This window comes from Psychrobacillus sp. BM2, assembly GCF_048572895.1.
GTDB lineage: Bacteria > Bacillota > Bacilli > Bacillales_A > Planococcaceae > Psychrobacillus.
In genome coordinates, this window is sequence record NZ_CP183878.1 from 2769320 (window position 1) to 2787753 (window position 18434).

15 protein-coding genes are annotated in these 18434 nt (G+C 36.2%); 4 read left to right on the plus strand and 11 right to left on the minus strand.

Annotation, left to right across the window (positions count from 1 at the left end):
- Positions 1 to 580: 580 nt before the first annotated feature.
- Genes ACN6MX_RS13660 through ACN6MX_RS13670 form a run of 3 tightly spaced genes read right to left on the minus strand, consistent with a single transcriptional unit; the run spans position 581 to position 5933 of the window.
- A complete protein-coding gene (locus ACN6MX_RS13660; protein WP_419959418.1) occupies positions 581 to 2362 on the minus strand; it encodes an acyl-CoA dehydrogenase family protein in 1782 nt (593 codons plus the stop codon).
- Between the two features lie 26 nt (positions 2363 to 2388).
- Positions 2389 to 3564, minus strand: a complete 1176-nt coding sequence (locus ACN6MX_RS13665) for an acetyl-CoA C-acetyltransferase (RefSeq protein WP_419959419.1) — start codon at positions 3562 to 3564, stop codon at positions 2389 to 2391.
- Between the two features lie 29 nt (positions 3565 to 3593).
- Complete coding sequence (locus ACN6MX_RS13670; protein WP_419962627.1) at positions 3594 to 5933, minus strand: 3-hydroxyacyl-CoA dehydrogenase/enoyl-CoA hydratase family protein; 2340 nt, start codon at positions 5931 to 5933, stop codon at positions 3594 to 3596.
- A gap of 242 nt (positions 5934 to 6175) precedes the next feature.
- On the opposite strand from ACN6MX_RS13670, the gene ACN6MX_RS13675 reads away from it, so the two are divergent.
- Positions 6176 to 6493 (plus strand): thioredoxin family protein, encoded by a 318-nt coding sequence (locus ACN6MX_RS13675; protein ID WP_419959420.1) that lies wholly within the window; start codon positions 6176 to 6178, stop codon positions 6491 to 6493.
- A 198-nt stretch (positions 6494 to 6691) separates the two neighbouring features.
- Entirely contained in the window at positions 6692 to 7156 is a 465-nt protein-coding gene (locus ACN6MX_RS13680) for an STAS domain-containing protein (protein ID WP_419959421.1), read from the plus strand.
- Positions 7157 to 7234: 78 nt separating this feature from the next.
- Here ACN6MX_RS13680 and ACN6MX_RS13685 read toward each other — a convergent pair whose 3' ends face one another.
- Entirely contained in the window at positions 7235 to 8491 is a 1257-nt protein-coding gene (locus ACN6MX_RS13685) for a GNAT family N-acetyltransferase (protein ID WP_419959422.1), read from the minus strand.
- A gap of 141 nt (positions 8492 to 8632) precedes the next feature.
- Between ACN6MX_RS13685 and ACN6MX_RS13690 the strand changes: the two genes are divergently transcribed.
- Positions 8633 to 9148, plus strand: a complete 516-nt coding sequence (locus tag ACN6MX_RS13690; RefSeq protein ID WP_419959423.1) for a C39 family peptidase — start codon at positions 8633 to 8635, stop codon at positions 9146 to 9148.
- Here the strand turns inward: ACN6MX_RS13690 and ACN6MX_RS13695 are convergent, their stop codons facing one another.
- Positions 9149 to 10024: a 5'-3' exonuclease gene (locus ACN6MX_RS13695; protein ID WP_419959424.1), complete on the minus strand. Its 876-nt coding sequence runs from the start codon at positions 10022 to 10024 to the stop codon at positions 9149 to 9151. It abuts the gene before it with no gap.
- 103 nt (positions 10025 to 10127) lie between these two features.
- On the opposite strand from ACN6MX_RS13695, the gene ACN6MX_RS13700 reads away from it, so the two are divergent.
- Entirely contained in the window at positions 10128 to 11342 is a 1215-nt protein-coding gene (locus ACN6MX_RS13700; protein ID WP_419959425.1) for an NAD(P)/FAD-dependent oxidoreductase, read from the plus strand.
- Between the two features lie 92 nt (positions 11343 to 11434).
- Here the strand turns inward: ACN6MX_RS13700 and ACN6MX_RS13705 are convergent, their stop codons facing one another.
- The 6 genes from ACN6MX_RS13705 to murJ are packed head-to-tail and all read right to left on the minus strand — an operon-like array spanning position 11435 to position 18377.
- A complete protein-coding gene (locus tag ACN6MX_RS13705) occupies positions 11435 to 12397 on the minus strand; it encodes a polysaccharide deacetylase family protein (RefSeq protein WP_419962628.1) in 963 nt (320 codons plus the stop codon).
- A 4-nt stretch (positions 12398 to 12401) separates the two neighbouring features.
- Positions 12402 to 13121, minus strand: a complete 720-nt coding sequence (locus ACN6MX_RS13710) for a hypothetical protein (protein WP_419959426.1) — start codon at positions 13119 to 13121, stop codon at positions 12402 to 12404.
- Between the two features lie 49 nt (positions 13122 to 13170).
- Positions 13171 to 14805 carry a GNAT family N-acetyltransferase gene (locus tag ACN6MX_RS13715; protein WP_419959427.1) on the minus strand — a complete coding sequence of 545 codons (1635 nt, stop codon included), beginning with the start codon at positions 14803 to 14805 and terminating at the stop codon, positions 13171 to 13173.
- A gap of 16 nt (positions 14806 to 14821) precedes the next feature.
- Positions 14822 to 15730 carry an NAD-dependent epimerase/dehydratase family protein gene (locus ACN6MX_RS13720; protein ID WP_419959428.1) on the minus strand — a complete coding sequence of 303 codons (909 nt, stop codon included), beginning with the start codon at positions 15728 to 15730 and terminating at the stop codon, positions 14822 to 14824.
- Positions 15727 to 16827 carry a glycosyltransferase family 4 protein gene (locus tag ACN6MX_RS13725; RefSeq protein WP_419959429.1) on the minus strand — a complete coding sequence of 367 codons (1101 nt, stop codon included), beginning with the start codon at positions 16825 to 16827 and terminating at the stop codon, positions 15727 to 15729. The genes ACN6MX_RS13720 and ACN6MX_RS13725 overlap by 4 nt, the downstream gene beginning before the upstream one ends.
- Positions 16828 to 16853: 26 nt before the next feature.
- On the minus strand, positions 16854 to 18377 hold the full coding sequence (murJ, locus tag ACN6MX_RS13730; protein WP_419962629.1) for a murein biosynthesis integral membrane protein MurJ: 1524 nt from the start codon (positions 18375 to 18377) through the stop codon (positions 16854 to 16856).
- Positions 18378 to 18434: the final 57 nt, after the last annotated feature.

Here is an 18434-nt window from a genome sequence, read left to right on the forward strand (position 1 = left end):
GGGAAGAAGGGAAGAAATCCTTTCCTACACATAGAAGAAGCGCCCGAAGATACAATTTCGGTCGCATCTCTCCTTCTTTATTGTTGAGTAAACACTTACTATTTATTTATATTTCCACTACTATAAAAACAAATAAATATACTTCCTTAATTGCTCATAAAATGGAAGATAAATTACATGTAGAACACTAGTTGGAGAACTACATTATATATACATTAATCCTAGAAAAAGCACAAAAATTAACCAATGTTTAGAAAAATAGGTTCCCTATTTCAAGAGCGATTACAGGATAATATAATCACCTATATTAAACTTAAACTAAATGTGTCATTTTAGCGATAGGCTGTGCTAAATCTAATTCTTGGGTACTACTCACTTGATTGATTGTAGTGAAAGGCGGCGACTCCAGCGGGAAAAGCGCGTCCAGGTGAGACTCCACAGGAGGCTCACGGACCGCCCGCGGAAAGCGTCCGCCTGAAACGGAAATCAGCAGTAACGATTCTTTAATGTACTATTAATGCTGTGTTTATACCAATTAAAAAAGCCGATCCATTAAGAATCGGCTTTTTCATGTATTGGATTAAAGTACGTATTTTTCTGCTTCGATTAATTTAACCGATGCTTCACGTTTTTTCTCGATAACATTGTATGGTGTGTAGCGAGTCAATTTACGTAATGCAGAAATCATCATACGTTGATTATCACCTTCTACGGAAGCAATAAGTGTTTCTTTTGCAGCTTGTTCAATCTCATTGAATGCTTCTTGTGTAAAGATTTGTGTATAAAGAAGTTTTTGTGCTGCTTTTTCTTCTCCATCACGTCCGATTGCTTTTTCTGTACGTAGAACTGCAGATTCCATTGCAAATAAGTTGTTGGCAATATTAGCGATGTTCACTAGTACTTCTTGTTCTGCTTCTAATTTTGTACCAAAACGTTGTGCAGCAAGACCAGCAACTAAAATACCAATTTTCTTCGCATTAGCTACTAATACTTTTTCCTGTGCAAGTGCTTCTGTTCCAACCTCTTCTGGCATCATCATTAATAGCTCTTCTTGTAAACCAGCAGCCTTTTGAAGAAGTGGTAATTCACCCTTCATCGCTTTTTTCAAGAATGTTCCTGGCACGATTAAGCGATTGATCTCGTTTGTCCCTTCGAAAATACGGTTAATACGAGAATCACGGTAAATACGTTCTACTTCGTATTCTTGCATGAAACCATATCCGCCATGTAATTGAACAGCTTCATCTACGATATAGTCTAAAACTTCTGATCCTACTACTTTGTTAATAGAGCATTCAATTGCATATTCAGCGATAGAAGCTGCAATTGCTTTCCCGTCTTTTTGCTCTTCCGTACTTAATTGACTCATTCGCTCTTCGAAATATCCAACGGTACGGTAGATCAAGCTTTCTGTCGCATACAATTTAGAAGCCATTGTAGCTAATTTGTTTTTTGTTAAATTAAAGGAAGAAATCGGCGTTTTAAATTGTTGACGTTGGTTTGTATAAGAAATTGCTAATTCTAACGCACGCTTAGATCCACCAATTGTACCTACACCTAATTTATAACGCCCGATATTTAAAATATTGAAAGCGATAACGTGCCCGCGACCGATTTCCCCTAATAGATTTTCTACAGGAACTTGGGCGTCCTCCAATATCAATGTACGAGTAGAAGAGGATTTAATACCCATTTTCTTCTCTTCCGCTCCAACAGATACTCCTGGGAAAGCTTTTTCTACGATAAATGCCGAGAATTTGTCTCCATCTATTTTAGCGTAAACTACGAATACATCTGCAAATCCCGCATTAGTAATCCATTGTTTTTCACCATTAAGTACATAGTGAGTGCCATCAGCATTTAACTTCGCAGTAGTTTTTGCGCCTAATGCATCTGAACCTGAACCTGGCTCTGTTAATGCATAAGCAAATATTTTCTCTCCTGAAGCTGAATTTGGAAGGTACTTTTGTTTTTGTTCTTCATTACCAAATAAAACGATTGGCAATGTACCAATTCCAACATGCGCCCCATGAGTAATAGAGAAACCGCCAGCTACAGACATTTTTTCTGCAATAAGTGCAGAGGAAATTTTGTCTAAGCCAATCCCACCGTACTCTTCTGGAATGTCAGCAGCAAGTAATCCTAAATCTCCTGCTTCTTTTAATAAACGTACAGAGTGCTCAAATTCGTGATGCTCTAAGTTTTCTACTACTGGAAGTACCGAGTTTTTTACATACTCTTCTGTCGTTTTCGCAATCATCTTTTGTTCATCATTAAAATCCTCCGGTGTAAATACGCGACTAGCATCTAGATCTTCTACTAAAAACGCTCCACCTTTAATTGCCTCTTTTAATTCGTTCATGTACATTTCCCCCTAGTTTAAGTTTTTTAAAGTAGTTCGAACACTCCAGCAGCTCCCATACCGCCTCCGATACACATCGTGACAACTCCAAATTGCTTCCCTTGACGTCTCAGCTCGCTCATCAATTTTAAAGATAAGATAGTTCCAGTCGCTCCAAGTGGATGCCCAAGCGCAATCGCTCCACCATTCACATTCACTTTATCCATATCTAAACCTAAGTGACGAACAACTTGGATAGATTGAGATGCGAATGCTTCATTGATTTCCCAAAGGTCGATGTCTTCGAAAGATAAACCAGCAAGCTTCAAAGCTTTAGGTACTGCTACAATTGGTCCAATTCCCATTACTTCAGGAGGCACTCCGCCAACTGCGAATGAACGGAATTTCGCAAGCGGTTTTAATCCTTGTGCTTCTGCAACTTCACGATCCATGATTAAAACAGCACCAGCTCCATCAGAAGTTTGTGAAGCATTACCTGCCGTTACCGATCCACGAACATTGAATGCTGGTCGTAATTTTGCAAGTGTATCTACTGAAGTTCCTACACGTACGCCTTCATCCATTTCGAACATGAACTTTTTCTGCTGGGCTTTATTGTTTTCATCAACAAAATGTTTAATAACTTCCACAGGTACGATATCATCGGTGAACTTTCCTGCTGCAATTGCAGCTGCTGCTAGTTCATGCGATCTTACAGCAAATGCATCCTGATCCTCACGACTAATACCGTACTTAGTCGCTACTTGTTCAGCTGTGTGGCCCATTCCCATATAGTATTGTGGAGCTGTTTGTGCAAGATGAGCGTTCGGACGAATCGTATTACCCATCATTGGCACCATGCTCATCGACTCTACTCCACCCGCAAGGATTGCTTCGGCATGCCCTAACATAATACGCTCTGCTCCATAAGCAATTGATTGCAACCCAGATGAACAGAAACGGTTTACTGTAATTGCCGGTGTTGTATCCGGTAGACCAGCTAATGCACCGATATTACGAGCAACGTTCATTCCTTGCTCTGCTTCTGGCATTGCGCAACCTAATATAAAATCATCTATCGGGCCATCATAACCACCCGCTCTTAGTAATGTTTCTTTAACAACTAATGCCCCAAAATCATCTGGACGTACAGTCGCTAAAGATCCTTTTTTCGCTTTACCAACTGGTGTTCTTGCCCCAGCTACTATGACTGCTTCACGCATGAGTTTTCCTCCTTTACCTTTATGCAAGATTAGTTGCGTAATGGTTTGCCTTTCACTAGCATATGTTGCATTCTTGCTTGAGATTTTGGATCTGCAACTAAGCATAAGAAAGCTTCTCGCTCCAAGTTAAGTAAATATTGCTCATCCACCAAAGTACCGTATGGGACTTCTCCACCTGCAACAACATAAGCAAGTTTTTTAGCAATTTTCAGATCATGTTCACTGATAAAACCAGATAAAAGCATCCCTTCTGCCCCTAAAATTAATGCTGCATATCCCGGAGAACCAGAAACCGGCACTTTTTCACGAATCGGTGCTTTATAGCCTGCTTCTGCAAGAGCAAGTACCGCCTGCTTCGCATCGTAAATTAAGTGATCTGGATTCACACTAATACCATCCGCAAAATTCAAGAAGTTGTTTTCTCGCGCTTCTTCCCCTGATGTTGAAACTTTTGCCAGTGCAATCGTTTCAAATACTTTGCTAGCAACCCTTAGATAATCAATCTCCACACCATTTGGAAGTCCCTTCAAGTGCTTCATATAAAGCTCTTTGTTACCTCCGCCACCTGGGATAAGACCAACCCCAGCCTCCACTAAGCCCATATATGTTTCAGAAGATGCTTGGATATGCGCAGCCGGTAAGCAAGTTTCTGCTCCTCCACCTAAAGTCATGCCAAATGGAGCAACGACTACTGGTTTAGCTGAGTACTTAATTTTCATCATTGCATTTTGGAATTGACGAACGACAAAATCTAATTCGAAAATATTATCGTCCTGTGCTTCCATTAATATCATTCCAAGGTTCGCTCCCACACTAAAGTTTTTCCCCTGGTTACCAATGACAAGTCCCTTAAAGTTCTTTTCTACTTCCTCAATGGCAAAACTAATCATTTGAAGGATATCTAATCCAATCGAGTTTGATTTTGAATGGAATTCAAGTAATGCGACTCCATCACCTAAATCTATTAAACTTGCTCCAGAATTGGATTTAATAACACCATGTTTTTTCTTATATCTTTTTAAGTCAATTACCTTATCACTTACGGAAATTAATGAATAATCAGTTCCATTGAAATAGAATTGATCACCGTTTTCTTCTTTATAGAAGGATTCGAATCCTTTATCCAGTAATGATTGGACGAATGCAGGAATTTTGAGACCTTCTTCCGTCATCTTTTCAACTGATTCCTTCACTCCAATTGCATCCCATATTTCAAATGGACCTTGTTGCCAGCCGAAGCCCCATTTCATCCCGCGATCAATTGCAACTATATCATCTGCAATTTCACCGTGTAGCTGCGCAGAATAGATTAATGTTGGACTTAAAATGCTCCAAAGTAATTCACCAGTTCTATCTTTTGCATATGTTAATGTTTTCACTTTTGCAGCAAGACCTTTTTGTTGCTTAGCCATTTCCATTGAAGGCGTTTTCAACTTTTTCATCGCTTCATATTCAAGTGTTTCTATATTTAGTTCTTTAATTTCTTTTCCTTCTTTTAAAAAGAACCCTCGCCCTGTTTTAGCTCCAAGCCACTTATTTTCCAACATTTTTTGCAAAAATACAGGTACTTCAAATACTTTTTGTTCCTCTCCAGTTGTTTGGTCATATACGTTTTTCGCAACATGTGCAAATGTGTCTAGACCAACCACGTCTAATGTACGGAATGTAGCTGATTTCGGTCTACCAATTAGTGGTCCTGTAACAGAATCTACCTCGCCAACCGAATACCCTCTAGCTTGCATTTCGCATAATGTTACAAGCAAACCATATGTCCCAATGCGGTTTGCTATGAAGTTAGGAGTATCTTTTGCAAGTACGACACCTTTTCCTAGCACGTCTTCTCCGAATTGCTTCATGAATTCTATAACTTCTGGATCCGTAGTTTTAGCCGGGATTACTTCTAATAGTTTCAAATAGCGTGGAGGATTGAAGAAATGTGTACCTAAGAAATGCTTTCCAAAATCAATTGAACGTCCTTCCACCATTGCATTAATACTAATGCCAGATGTATTAGAGCTAATGATTGTTCCTGCCTTACGCACTGTATCTATTTTTTCATATAAGCTTTTTTTTACTTCTAAGTTTTCAACTACTACTTCGATAATCCAGTCCACGTCTTTTAGTTTTTCAAGATCGTCCTCTAAGTTTCCTACAGTTATGAGCTGCAGGTTTTTCTTAGCAGTAAGCGGTGCTGGTTTTTGCTTCAACAATTTTTGAATAGCTGTCCCCGCAAATTTATTTCTTACTGCTGGATGTTCTAAAGTTAACCCCTTTGCTTCCTCATCTTCACTAACTTCTTTAGGTACGATATCTAATAATAATGTAGGAATTCCAATATTCGCTAAGTGGGCAGCAATTCCTGAACCCATTACACCCGAACCTAAAACAGCTGCTTTTTTAATTTGATATGTCACGTGCACAGCCTCCCCTTCTCCTTGAATGAATGCTCATTCATTTTAATAACAAAAAAATAGAAGCAACCTCTATGTCTATTATTTTAGAACAATATTTAAATTTTCGCAATAATAAAATGAATAAATAATACTTTTTTCTTTCTCCTATTTAAGAAACAGTGTACACTGTAAACAAAGTCATAGGAGGTAAATAAAACATGCAAAAAATAACAACTACTGAACAATTTAATGAGATTATTTCTGGGGATAAAGAGGTATTAGTGAAATTTGAAGCTGGTTGGTGTCCTGATTGCCGTCGTATGGAAATGTTCATCGATCCAATCATCGAAAAATATAACCAGTATACTTGGTACGAAGTCAATCGTGATGAGCTACCTGAAGTTGCTGAAAAATATGAAGTAATGGGAATCCCAAGTCTTCTTATATACCAAAACGGCGAGAAAAAAGCACATCTTCATAGTGCAAACGCAAAATCTCCTGAGCAGGTAACTGAATTTTTAGATGCTCAAAACTAAGTAAGACAGTATCTATAAGAACAAAGCATCTAAATATTATATTGCGACGAGCTGTGCGCAGGAGCACGGTAACTGAATTCTTAGATGCACAGAACTAAATGTATAGAAAGGCTGTTTCTTTGGGAAGCAGCCTTTTCTTTTTAATCGGGACCAATTAGATCTATTCTGTAAAATAAGAAAACAGAGGTGCATTTATATATGTCGCAAGAACAAGAAATACTTGAATTAAAAGAAAAAATCACTTATTACGAACGAATTATTAAAACAATTTCTACCCCTATTATTCCATCCATCGTTCCTAGGACTATTTTAATTCCCATTGCTGGCTATATGTTTAGAGAGCGCTTTGAAAATATTCAGACTAAAACACTGCAATATATTGGAGAGCATAAAGAAATTGAACATGCGGTATTTGATTTTACTGGGGTTAATGTAGAAGATGTAGAAGCATTCGATTACAATGAACTTGCTATATCTATTTCCAGTTTGAATAGCTCCCTTAGGTTAATGGGAATTCGTCCAATTTATGTGGGATTCAATCCCCGATTTATTCGAGAAATTGTTCATGCTAGTATTCAAGTGGATATTGAGACATATAAAAGCTTCCGTGAAGCATTGAACAAGCTTTTAGTTGAATCAAACAAATCTATAAGTGTTAAATGAGCATTTAAAGGAGAGCTGCCTCAATACAATAGCGCCTCTCCTTTTTTAATAACTATTCACTACAAGCTAGGGAACAGTTTAAAAAGTTGTAAAACAAATTGGCCCATTTTTGGGTTTAAACCATTCATCTAACATTTTGGGATCCAACTGATCCACTTCTACTTCCCCGTAATTATAAAGAGATTCTAACGCTACACAGCCCATCCACCACGAACTTAAATCTTGTATTCCGATAGTAAGATTTACTTTTTCATTGGTTCTTTCCACTTTATGAATTTCCCACCGGTCTTTACTATATGATAATTCATATACTCCGTGCTGCTCCCCAATAAATGAATCCTCTAGTGCCAATAAAATCTTTGTATTTTCCTGAGGTCTTCCTAGTCCATGAAAATTAGTGCCCTTAACAAACGACTCTATATTTGTAATTCGATACATGATACCTGACCCAGTAGTAGCAACTTCGTGATAAACACTAGGAATTACATGATTTGAATCATTTGAGGGATTAGACAGACTATATACAAATGATTGATCATTTGTACGGAAAATAACTCGGTCTACTTGATCCTGCTGTGAACTTACCCAAGAAGCGAGTTGCTTATAGGCACTTGGCTTACTCCAAATCCATTCGTGTATAATCATATGCTGGTGTAGAAAATGGCTGTCCTTTACAGGTTCCAATGTGAATGCCAATGCCCCTACTAAGCGTTTTTCTTCTTCTACTCCCACATAATACGTTTTTCTAGTTTTAATATATTCTTTTTCCTTCCAAGTTCTTTTCAACATCCCATGATTATTTTGAGCGTATTCGTTATATAGGGATACGATGGCCTCTTCATCCGATGGTGCTAAAAATTTCACCTGGCTTTTATTGCCGTCTGCTATCAGTTCTCCTGGTTTAAACTTAAATTCATATCGTAATGGTCCGTACCCATAGCCCATTTTCCGATAAAAACTTGGGTTAAAAGGATATAATGAGACAAGCCCAACATTTTCCTGTCTAGCGTAGTCATGAAAATGTGATAGAAGTTGATATGCCACTTTTTCTTTTTTATGTAACAAATGAACAGCAACCATCCCAATACCAAATATACGTTGAAACCTACCATTTACATTACATTCAAAATCATTCACTCGAAATATCCCAAGAAGTTCACCCTGTTCATCAAAACAACCAAAAAATTGTATCCCATTGTCTTCATGTTGTTCTATTGCCAATCGCTCTACGAATTCTTTTTTCTTTTCATCTGACTGTATCTGCATACCTGGATAAGCAAGTGCTGCTATATCTGCTGCCTGTTTCAAGTCTTCCGATTGCAGTAACCTAATCATTCCATTTCTCCTTTTTTTAACGAATGTGTTAAATTATATTATAGAATAGACAAACAATTAGGAGAATAAGAATTTCTTATAATTCAAAAAAAAGAGTTTCCCCATATATAACAGGAAAACTCCATAATCCGGAGGTCGTATATGAAATTTCAACTGCCAGTTCAAGGTTATTCTCAATATGATTCATCGATTCAAGAAAACTATCGTGCATCTGCTTGTGGACCAGTTACCGCTTACGTTTTGTTAAATTATTTGTTACCTAATGCAAGTCCCTATCAGCCTAATGATTTATATAAAAAGTTAGAGGGAACCCGCATTGGGTTATTCTCTTATCGATTTATTCGAAACTTGCGTAAGTTGCTAGGGCCTAAATGGGAAGTAAACAAATGTACATTTCAAGTAGCTTTAAACGAGTTGAAAAACGGAAGACCTGTTGCATTAAAATTTGATAAATATTTTTCACTACAATGGAATAAAAAATTCAATTTTTCCTACCACTGGGTTCCACTTATTGGCTATGAATTAGTTGATAGTGAGGTGGTGCTAATCATCCATGACAATGGAGGTAGAAATCGGCCTAGCCAAATTAGAAAAGTTCGCTATTCAAACAATTCTTCGATTCTTACTTTTGTTCGAATTACTCCGATGGAAGAATAACTATTTTTGAAGCTGTCTAGCCAAAATAGTATACCCATGCTCATATAAGAAATCGTGTTTGTCCGCAGGAATATCTTTTATGAGTAAATGTTCCAGCTCTGCTCCTATCGGGACATCTCTTCGGATTGTAGCCAGCTCCTTGGAAAGTTTCAACATTTCCAAGTCCGTCTCAATTTTCGTTCGCTGACCTGCTTTCAAAAGAGGTAATGCTTCTAAAACTTTGTCTACGGTTCCATAGGTTTGGACAAGCTGTAGTGCAGTTTTTGGACCTATTCCCTTCACTCCTGCATAGCCATCACTGGAATCTCCCATAAATGCCTTCACATCTGGGAAAAGCAATGGAGAAATACCATATTCTTCAACGAAACGAGCTTCATTGTATACATCATAAATGGTAAAACCTTTTTTAGTGAACGCAATATCTGTCGATGGCTCTAATAATTGCAAAAGATCCTTATCTCCGCTCACTATCGTAAACCTTGCGTCCTCCTTCCACTTATGCGTTATCGAAGCAATCGTATCATCAGCTTCCATTCCAGCTAGTCCAAAGTTCATCCACCCCAAATGCTCCGATAAATCCTGAGCCATATCGAATTGTGGAATAAGCTCTTCGGCCGGCTTAGGTCTGTTTGCTTTATAACCATCGTAAAGCTCATTTCTAAATGTAAGCATGCCTTTATCCCAGCAAATAGCCATATGAGTAGGCTGCATCAGATTTTGTGCCGCCAATACATGACGAGCGAACCCTTGCACTGCATTTGTCGGAATACCTTTGTCATTTTTAAAATAATTCCCGGACATTGCAGTTGCAAAAAAAGATCTAAATAATAATGCCATTCCATCTATTACTAATACATGTGGTTTTTCCTGAGTCATTTTAAACATCCTTTTTTTAAAGTTAACTTATTATAACACGAGTAGATTGAATCTATTAAATGAGGGGTATATATAGATACACTAATAGAATGGAGTATGAAAGATGAAAATACATAACGGATCACTCTATTGGCCTACCACTACAAAGCCATTCGAACCAAAAAATACTTATGAACAACTAGACATATACGATGTTGTAATAGTCGGTTCCGGAATGTCCGGCTCACTTACTGCGCTTGCATTAGCAAAAAGTGATCTGCGGGTAGCAATAGTAGACAAGCGTGAGATGGCAACAGGGAGCTCTAGTGCGAATACAGGGCTCCTGCAATATTCGAATGATATTATGCTACATGAACTAATCGAGCAAATTGGGGAAAAAGAAGCCGTCCGCTTTTATCAACTTTGTTATGAAGCAATGGATGACCTTGAGAGTATAGCAAAGAACCTCCCCATAGAAGTAGACTTCATTCGTAGACCAAGTATATGTTATGCAAGCGACGAAAATGATGTAGAAAAGATTAAAGCTGAATATGAAACATTAAAAAAGTATGGATTTCCTTGTGACTATTGGGGACGAAATGAAATGGCTAAAAAAATGCCTTTTTCAAAACATGGAGCCTTAGTAACATTTGAAGATGCGGAGATTAATCCACTGAAGTTTGTACATGGGATACTAACTAGATTAGAGGAGTTAGGTGTCCATTTATTTCCATATACAGAGGTATTGGATGTATTTGAGGATAATGATACTTTAGATATACGTACCTCTGGTCAATCTTTTTTAGCCAAACATATCGTCTACACAACTGGCTATGAAACAACCCCCGTAGGTGAACGGATGGGAGCAGATATTAATCGTTCCTATGCATTTGTTAGCAATCCAATCCCAGAGTTTAGCGATTGGTATGAACAAGCATTAATATGGGAAACAAAGCGACCTTATTTATACATTCGCTCAACAGTTGAAGGAAGATTGGTTGTTGGAGGATTAGACGAGGATAAACCAGAAGCCCCCCACTCTGACGAAATCATTCAGAGACGAGCGGAAAATTTATTAAACCAGGCAAGAGAACTATTTCCTAATTATGATATTCAAATAGATTATGCGTATGCTGCTAGTTTTGGGGAGTCTGTTGATAATATACCATTTATCGGTCAACATCCTAACAAACAGAACCAATTCTATTTACTTGGTTATGGAGGCAATGGAACTGTATATAGTATGCTTGGGTCTCAAATTTTAAAAGATTTAATAATTGGTAACCGAAATGAAGATGCCGTGCTTGTACAACTTGAACGGAAGTATGGTATAAAATAATTATAAACTTTTGAACTTATGCAATCCCAAATTTGTATGAATTTGAAACTTTAGTATAAGACAAAGGGTGAAAATAATCCCTTTGTCTTTTTTCATGTAATAATTTTCAAAACTTCCGTAACATCTCGCATATGCATACTTTGAAAGTTATACTTTTTCGTTAGATAGTTGATATGCTTTAAGATTTCTTCTAAAAATTCAAGGTTTTCTTTTGTGTTTTTACCAAAATTATGAGGATGCCACCATAAATGATAGAGTTCGTTTTTCTTTGCTGCTTTCGTTAATCCATTTTTTATTCTACGCAAACGAAGCTGCTCCAATATGTTCCATCTTTTGTTGTATGGTCTCAAAAAACGACTAGAGGGAATGTTGGCAATAGGAACTGTTTCGATATCCTTAAGGCTATACGTATGATGACCCGTTATATTAATATAAGCATCTACCAATCGGCATAAACGCTTTAACCTTGTATTTGTTTTACTAGTATAGGAACGGTATACCCAGCTTTTTTCATTTCCCCGATAAGCCTCTAATCCAAGCTCCTTACATACTAGTAAATAATCAGGGTTTACTTGATTCCTTGGAAAAACTAAGGAAGTTACTTTATCCCCTAAGGAAGAAACAGCTTCCAAATCCTTTTCAAAATGCTCTATACTCTGACCAGTTTCTAAACAATAATAATGTGTAAAAGTATGCGTACCAATCTCTTGATTAGGGGTTTCTCGTATCATACTTATTAGCGAGTTGCCAAAATGGTAGGGATCCAAAGTTTCATTATCCCCTACTTTCGAGAAATTTTGTACTGGATTAAACGCAGTATTATCATATGGGATATCTATCGTGTTTAAATATGATAATAATTCCTGTTTATCCTTGCAATACAGCATACCAACAATTGCCCATGTCGCATGAATATCATATTTTAAAAACAATTGGAGTATTTGAGGAATAGCTAATCGAGCACCTAGAATATTGGCACCGTATTCTTCTATTGTATAAACATCATGTACTCCCCAATTAAGCTCAAAATCTAATGAAATAATAAGAGCTCCCAGTTCCTCATCCTTTCCTCAGCTTAATCGTTCTTCCTAAGAGTACTAATTTCCCTAAAAGAGAAGTTACCTCATAGCCAGAATATACTTCAGCAATATCGCCACCGAATTCCATCTTATAATTACGGATGTTATTATTTGTTGTTAATCCACCCATATCGTAAACTATGTTCTCTCGCTCTTTAAAATATAAAATATTTTTCCACAGTAAATACCGGTTAGCTATGCTTATTATCCTCTTTTCCATAGCATCTTTTTTCAATCTGAATTGGGATGCAGAGTATAACGAAAAGACGGTTTCCCCATCCGTGATATAAACTCGATAGCTCAGTATTTCGTTACTTCCATTTACTATTCGGGTAATGATTAAATTATTTGATTCCGTTAATAATTCCATTGTTTTTATATGAAATGCCCCACATTTATACGTATGCGTGTATTTCGCAAATTCATTGTAAAAGTTTTGAAACTCTCTTATATTAGCAATGGTCGGCCGATCTATTACTTCTATTTGAAAATCGTACTTAGCCGCCTGTCGAATTTGTTTTCTAGTTGTACGATGAAGATCATTTAATAATTGGTCTTCACTTTTGGTTAAATCAATAAGTAATGTCGTTTGCTTTATCAATTGGTTAACTGGTCGGTAAGCATGTGAAAAACCAATAAGGTGCGCAGATGGTAATGGTGTTTCCCCTGTTTTTAAAAAGTAACAATTTACTAATGTCAAATTTAAAATTTTTCGCTTTACAAGGATTATTGTGGCACCTTCTTTTCTTTTAGAATTCTTCTCTACTAGTTTTTGAATTCCCTAGAACTTTATTAAAAGTAACTTTTTCTGTCCACTGAAACCCAAGTTGAGTAAGTAATTTAACACTTTCCTTATCCTTTGTATGAACACTTACAAATACGTCTTTTTCTTTATAATGACGATTCACAAATCCCAGTATCTGTAGAAGATTTTCATTTTGCCAATCTCGAATATAAATGCTTCTTTTTTTCAGATTAATGACTACTTCCATCTCGTCTAATCGAATGACATTTTCATTGATCCAAAATGCTTTTAATATGTCTTTGGAATAGAATCCAGTGTAGCCGTTATAAATTTTCTGTAAAATATCTTTTCGTTCATGTCCAGTTGAAAGAGCTAAATTTGGGTTGAGTTCTGAAAAGTTAGCATGAGTATCCTTTAGCCCTTCGAATTTTGATAATTTCCCAATTAAATAAGATTTATTGTCATAGATATAGGGAAATAGCTTTGTACTAATGGTCCTTACTCTATAACTAAAGCTTACTTTTTGACGTAGAAAATATTTAACTTTGCCTATTGTATTTCTTCGAAACAACACGACAGCTCTGTATTTTTTCACCTTAGAGATAAGTATATTCTTGAACCATAGTATATTTCTAAAACTTTTCGCCCGTATAGTATTTGTTGAAAATATAGATTTTCTTGTAAAATCTATATCCGTATTCCATTCCATTTTATAAGGTTCAAATCCTATACTCATATCCAATTTTCGAAAACCATCAGATATCAATTGGCTAATTTTTTCTTTTATCAACAACCTACCTGGCCCATAACAATCAAAATCCGAATCATGCCCTAACACATAACCTAAATAACGTGTACGACAAGCAAATCCATACGTAAAAGCAATCTTTTCTTCTTGTACTTGTAGGGAAGTTAAACGAACTGAAAAATTTCCCAAGGGCAATTCAGCTAAATGTCTAAAGAACTCCTGCTTACTTTCTGTAGAAAAACCGCTTGTGTCATTTTTCTTTTCCCACCTTCGCTTATGCAATCGAACTATCTCATCCATTTCATCAGACTCCAATAGTTGTAAAGAAACTTCACCTAAAGCCCTTAACCTCTTGTCCCGACGATCCATCCCATGCAGTTTTTTTCGAGATTTCATATACTCATCAAAATCAAGATTTTCGAGATTTATAAACGGTGTTATGATGGAAAAGTGGCGTTCCTTCAAATTCCGAGCATTTATATACTGTGATAATGCATAGGGGGTATTTGTACTTTCCAATAAACCATGGAGATAAAAAACGATGCTTTTTTTTCTTTTTATCAATTCATCCAATGCAAACATAATAACTCGACTTGCGTCAGGTTTTCTAACTATAATATCCATATAATTTGCTACCCCAAGTGCTAAAAAGTGACACATATAGCCGAACCACGTTTTTTTGAATTGAAAGGGAAAAAAGGCAATAATCCGGTTATGATCCTGTACAGCTAAAATTTCTACATTCTCTTGAGAACCTAAAATTTTCCACCAGTTATAAACAAATTCGTATTCTATAAAGGGATTTGTATTGTTGTTATCCTCTGTTATCTTTTTCCAGTCTCGTTCGTAAACTTCCAAATGCGTATAAGATTTAATACTAATAAGCTTCAAATAATCCTCCCTTCGTTTACAAATGTTTGACCTTGCTATAAGATTGAATAACTTCTTCTAAGCCCTCTTCCAATGAATAATGAGGCTCCCACTGTAGTATTTTTCTAGCTTTTTCATTTGAAAGTACACTACGTTTAATCTCCGCAGCATCCAATTCTTTTAAAAGTGGCTCTATTTCCATATTGGTAAAATGAGAGATTAAACTAAATACTTCATTAATCGTTCTTTCTGTGCCTGAACTAATTTGAAAAATACCCGTTTCATGGGAAACTAATGCTGTAAGGCAAGCTGCTGCAACATCTTTTACATATACAAAATCCCTTGTCTGACTACCATTATTAATAATCGGAGCTTCACTTTTAGAAATTCGGCTTAATATATTGGCAATTACCCCACTCTCTTGATTGGGTCCAAACACATTTGAAAATCGTAATATGCAGCTTTGAAGTCCAAACATTTTTTCATATAAATGCACATAATTCTCCGCGGAAATTTTAGATAATGCATAAAAGGAAAGAGGAGCTAATTTCGAATTCTCTTTTACTGGCAAAGAAGCTGGATTCCCATAAACAGCTGCTGAGGAAGCTAATATAAACTTTTTCACATTATATTTATTTGAAAACCGAAGGATATTGAGTGTACCTAGAACGTTTGCTTGGCAATCTTCAATTGGCTTCTCCATAGATTTAAGTACCGAGGATTGAGCTGCTAAATGGATTACAAAGTCAGGTTGTTCATGTTGAAAAATATACTCTATTTCTTCGCTTGTAATATCTACTTCATAAAATGTAGCATCCTGAGATACTCTGTTTTTTTTACCATTTGATAAATTATCTAGAGCAACAACTGAATATTGATGATCTAAAAGCTCTTGTATCATATGAGATCCTATAAATCCTGCGGCTCCTGTTACTAGTACTTTCAACTTTTTTCCCCCAATTTTAATAAGTTTTTATACGTAAGAAATGTTTTATGATACATCCTTTCAAATGTAAAACTAGTTTCATATATTTCACGACTCTTTTTCCCCATCTTTTTTCGAAGCAAAGGATTTTCGATTAATATGGAAAGTAATTCAGGTAAATTATGGTGAATTAAAAATCCGTTTTCAGAACTCCTAACCGCTTCTCTAACTCCACCAACATTAGAAGCAACAATTGGTAGCCCATGCGCCATCGCTTCTAATATTGATAGTGGCAACCCCTCCCACGATGAGGTCAACACAAATATATCTGCATCCATTAGTAGTTCCGAAACGTTTGAGTGATTACCTAAAAATGTAACTTTATGTCCCATATTATGCTCTTGAACATATTGAGCACATTGTTCTTTCAGCCTTCCATCACCAGCAAAAATCATATACCAATTTAATTCCTTCATAAGGGATAGCGCCTCTAAAAGTTCTAAATGTTTTTTAGGTATATCGAAACGGGCAACCATTAAAATTTTCACCATTTCAGTAGGTACTAACGGATTTTTGGGATTACTTTGATCCATTACACCGTTATGGATCGTTTCTAGTTTTGTGGAAGGTAGTACTTGATGCTGTAATGCTAGAATTCTGTCATAGTCACAAACAGTAATTACCTTTTTCGTTATTTTACCTATCCACTTTTCTACTTTGCGATAAAAAAACTGTTTATTTTTTTCTACACCTTCCGTGAATGCCCAACCATGAGCTGTAAATACAAAAGGAATCTGAAGCGACCAACAAGCGACTCTCCCAAGTATGCCAGCCTTGGAAGAATGAATGGCCACTATATCAGGGTTCATTTGTTTCAACGATTTTCGCATTTCAACAAAAGCGAGGAAATCCTTGACTAAATTCATATTTCTTATTAAGTGCTTTATTGGAATGTACTCAATCTCATTTACATATAGCTCATCCGCCAACTTTTTTTCTGCTCCATAAAGGATAGCAATACTATGACCATCTTGCGCAAGCCTTGTAGAAAGATCCCTAACATGCACTTGTGCTCCCCCAACTTCGTGCATATGTGTGATCAATTGAACAATTTTCATCTACATCCCTCTTTTTTTATTAGAAGTTAAAGATGTATTTTATCCCTTATAAAATGTATAAGCAGTTTCGATTCCTTTACTTTTAATAATATTATCAGTAGTAAATAAGTTAAGCCGCCAGTGAATATCACCACGATCATTTTTAGCAAAGGGTTCCAGCTTGTAAGGGTATTTTCATCTATTGTATACACAACAATTCCCATCACACTTGATGCACAAATTACCTTTAGAAAAGTGATTACATTATCTTTAATCCCAAATGGGCCTATTTTTTTCCGGAGATTTACTCCTAGTAAAAACGAACAGAACAATGCAGAAATACTTGTCGCCAACGCTAGTCCTTTGAGACCCATAAAGGAGGATAAAACAATATTCAATGTAATATTTAAAATGACTGCAAGTGCAGCGTTAAACATTGGTGTCTTTGAATCTTGTAAAGAATAAAATGTACGATTCAACACTTCGCGTATCGCATAGCCGATCATCCCAATGCAATAGTAAAATAGAGCTTGTGAAGTCATATGAATTGCTTGTTCATCAAAACTTCCATGGCCAAATAGTAATCTTATGATGGGTTTCGATAATATCATAATGCCTACACTGGCAGGTACTACAACTAAAATGACACTAGAGATAACACCGTTGATTGACTTTTTAAAATCAGTTAGATTTTTTTGTGCAGCCAAGTTGGAAATAACCGGGAACATAACAGTTACAAATGAAAGGACGAAAATACCTTGTACAAAATCATTTAATCGACTTGCATAGGTTAAGGCTGATATGCCTCCCTCCACAATTGTGGAAGCAAGTGTCTTATCAATCATTAGATTAATTTGATCAATCGAAATACCAATCATTATTGGAAAAACGATTAAGGACATTTTCTTTATATGAGGATCTTTAAACTGCACAGTTGTTGAATACCTATACGTTGTTTTAGATAAGGAAGGAAACAAAAAGATTAATTGAAAAATTGCCGCAAGAACACTTCCAATAGCTAGTACGATAATATCTGATTGAGCACTAACATAAATAGACAGAATAATTATAAGGTTAAATGGAAACCCAATCATTGCCGGTATCACAAATTTTCCGTTTAGCTGGAGGTAGCCTACTAATAGTTGAGTTAAGCTAGTGAAATAAATTCCCACCATCCCAATTCGAGTAAATATAACAGCAGTTTCTAGCGTATCTCCATCAAATCCGAAAGCGAATATTTTAACTAAAAGATTAGAGAAAACAAGTCCTATAACAATAATTGTAGTAGTTACAATAAGCACTATATTGATTAGATTATTCGTAAAACTAATGGCTGCTAACCGACTTACATTATATTCAATTTTTTTATACATTGGTATATAAGCAGTTGATATGCCTGCAATTATCAAACTAAATAAAACAGATGTAATGGTTATAGAAACAATATAGGCATCACTAATGGACGAAGCACCATAAAAATAGGAAAGTGTTATATCTCGAAAAAATCCCGTTACCTTAGATAGAATCGTAATAATCATAATGACAATTGCTGTTTTTTTAATCGTTTCTATAGCTTGTCCTTCTTCTCGTAGTTATTTACCATTTCCTCTTACCTCATCTTCTAAATT

Excerpts from the sequence above, each read along its gene's own strand:
- ACN6MX_RS13680 (WP_419959421.1), top strand. The coding sequence starts at position 6,692 with ATGTCGCAAGAACAAGAAATACTTGAATTAAAAGAAAAAATCACTTAT.
- ACN6MX_RS13695 (WP_419959424.1), bottom strand. The coding sequence starts at position 10,024 with ATGACTCAGGAAAAACCACATGTATTAGTAATAGATGGAATGGCATTA.
- ACN6MX_RS13690 (WP_419959423.1), top strand. The coding sequence starts at position 8,633 with ATGAAATTTCAACTGCCAGTTCAAGGTTATTCTCAATATGATTCATCG.
- ACN6MX_RS13725 (WP_419959429.1), bottom strand. The coding sequence starts at position 16,827 with ATGAAAATTGTTCAATTGATCACACATATGCACGAAGTTGGGGGAGCA.
- ACN6MX_RS13675 (WP_419959420.1), top strand. The coding sequence starts at position 6,176 with ATGCAAAAAATAACAACTACTGAACAATTTAATGAGATTATTTCTGGG.
- ACN6MX_RS13700 (WP_419959425.1), top strand. The coding sequence starts at position 10,128 with ATGAAAATACATAACGGATCACTCTATTGGCCTACCACTACAAAGCCA.
- ACN6MX_RS13685 (WP_419959422.1), bottom strand. The coding sequence starts at position 8,491 with ATGATTAGGTTACTGCAATCGGAAGACTTGAAACAGGCAGCAGATATA.
- ACN6MX_RS13660 (WP_419959418.1), bottom strand. The coding sequence starts at position 2,362 with ATGAACGAATTAAAAGAGGCAATTAAAGGTGGAGCGTTTTTAGTAGAA.
- ACN6MX_RS13665 (WP_419959419.1), bottom strand. The coding sequence starts at position 3,564 with ATGCGTGAAGCAGTCATAGTAGCTGGGGCAAGAACACCAGTTGGTAAA.
- ACN6MX_RS13670 (WP_419962627.1), bottom strand. The coding sequence starts at position 5,933 with ATGGGTTCAGGAATTGCTGCCCACTTAGCGAATATTGGAATTCCTACA.